Annotated in this window: 2 protein-coding genes; both read right to left on the reverse strand. The window is 69.2% G+C overall.

Translation table 11 applies throughout. The features are described from left to right. The coding region (locus HMPREF9440_RS09825) for an ATP-binding protein (protein ID WP_040765607.1) at window positions 1-1,386 on the reverse strand (1,386 nt) is incomplete at its 3' end. A gap of 11 nt (window positions 1,387-1,397) precedes the next feature. Next, a complete protein-coding gene (locus HMPREF9440_RS09830; RefSeq protein ID WP_008543837.1) occupies window positions 1,398-2,084 on the reverse strand; it encodes a response regulator transcription factor in 687 nt (228 codons plus the stop codon). Between the last annotated feature and the right edge of the window lie 47 nt (window positions 2,085-2,131).

A 2,131-nucleotide genomic window follows, 5' to 3' on the forward strand; every position in this document is an offset into this window, starting at 1 on the left:
CGCCGCATCCGCCGCGGCGAGCCGCACCGTGAGGCCAGGATGCGTGTTCGTGAGGGTCACGCCGAGCCCCGCCTGCGCGGCCGTTTCGCGCACGATCGCGAGCCCCAGGCCCGTTCCCGAAACGCCGGTGCCCGGCACCCGGAAGAAGGGATCCATCACGCGGGAGAGGAGTTCCTCCGGAATCCCGGGGCCGCGGTCCGCGACCTCCATCACGAAGGGCGAGAGGCTGACGAGCCGCACCCGCACCTCGCCCCCTCGGGGCGAATAGCGGACGGCGTTCTCAATGAGGTTCCTGAGGAGCCCGGTCAACGCCTCCGGCGTCACGGGGAACTTTACGGGCGCGTCTTCGAGCGCATCGAACCCCACGGCCTCGAAGTCGATTGCCTTTCCTTCCGCCTCCTCCCAGACGAGCGAGACCGCTTCGCCCAAGGCTTCGAGGAGGTCGGCTTCGGGAACGTTCGCCTGCGCGTTGCGCCCCAACTGGGCGCGCTGCAGCGTCAGGAGCTGGTCGACGAGGCGCCCCAAGCGCTCGATCCCGCGCTCCATCGCCGCGACCGATGCCTTCGCTGCCTCGGGGTCTTTGAACCCCGATCGTACGAGGCTCTCGGCTTCGAGCTTCAGCGCCGTCAAGGGCGTGCGGAGCTCATGCGCCGCGTCCGCCGCAAAGCGCGCTTCGCGCGCGCGGAGCACCTCGACGCGGGCGAGAAGGTCGTTCACGGACTCGATCAAAGGCATCACCTCGGAAGGCACCCCGTCAGCCGACAACGGTTCGGCCGAATCCGGCTCCCGCCGTCCGATCGAATCGGCCAAGGCGAGCACCGGGCGGCTCGTCCGCCGGATGACGACGGCGCCCAGAATGAGGATCGCGATCGCGCCCAAAATCACCGGAACCACCGCCTGCATGACGGCGTCGCGCTCAATGCGCTCGACTTCCGACAACTGCTGCGCGACGGCGACGTGCCGACCGGTGGTGAGCGTCTGCGTGTGCACGCACCAGGCTTCGCCGTCGATCTCGATCGTGTGGTCGCCGTCGGGGAGCGCCTCGTCCAACGCGACGCGAAGCGTCACGCCGCCTTCGTCCAAGGTGTGCACGAGAAGGACTTCTCCCGCGGGCGTCACGCCCTGGGGGTCGAGATAGGCCTCGGCGAAGGCCCTCTGGTCCATCGTGTGGGCGATGGGCGCCCTGCGCCCCGCTTCCATGCGGGCCACGACCCCGGCCACTTCGTGAAGGAGCCGCGTTTGGTTCTCTTCCGCCTTTCTCGCCATGCGGTCGGCGACGACGCCGGCCGCCGCAACCGCCGCGAGGATCACGCCCGCCGCGCCCCAAAGGATGAGGCGGCGAAAGAGCGACGGATGCGCTTCGCGGGTTTGGAGAACGTCCATCATGGCCCTCCCGCTCATCCGGCTCCACCGGATCCACCGGCTACAGGCCCGCGCGCGACGCGCCAGCCGAGGCCCCGGACGTTTTCGACGACCTCGGGGCCGAGCTTCTTCCGGAGCGCATGGATGATGTATTCGAGCGCGTTGCTCTCGGGGACTTCGTCCTCGTAGATGCGCGCTTCCAACTGTCGGCGCGAGACGATCGTGCCGGGCTTGGCGAGGAGCGCCTCCAGAAGCGCCGATTCGCGTTTCGACAACCGCACGCGGGAGCCGTCCGCCAACTGCGCCTCCTGCTCTTCGGGCATGAGCGTCACGACGCCGTTCGTCGGGTGGCTTTGGCCGCCCCCGTGTCGCCGCATGACGGCGCGAAGGCGCGCCAAAAGTTCGCTCGTGTGAAAGGGCTTGACAAGATAGTCGTCGGCGCCGGCGTCAAGGCCCGACAAGCGGGACTCCAACGCGTCCCGGGCCGTGAGGATGAGGACCGGGGTGGAGACGAATTCGCTCCTCAACGTCCTCAGCACCCGCATCCCGTCGACGCCGGGGAGGCCGAGATCCAGGAGGATCGCGTCCCAGGGTTCCGTCCGGGCGGCGGTGAGCGCGAAGCGGCCGTCGGCCGCCCGCGTCACGGCGTGGCCTTCCGAGACCAGGGCGCCTTCCACGGCGCGCGCCACGTCCTCGTCGTCCTCTACGAGCAGAATGCGCATGAAGCCTCCTCTACGGGTCCTTCTCGGGAGCCAAGACAAAGCGCCCG

The organism is Sutterella parvirubra YIT 11816 (assembly GCF_000250875.1).
Taxonomy (GTDB): domain Bacteria; phylum Pseudomonadota; class Gammaproteobacteria; order Burkholderiales; family Burkholderiaceae_F; genus Sutterella; species Sutterella parvirubra.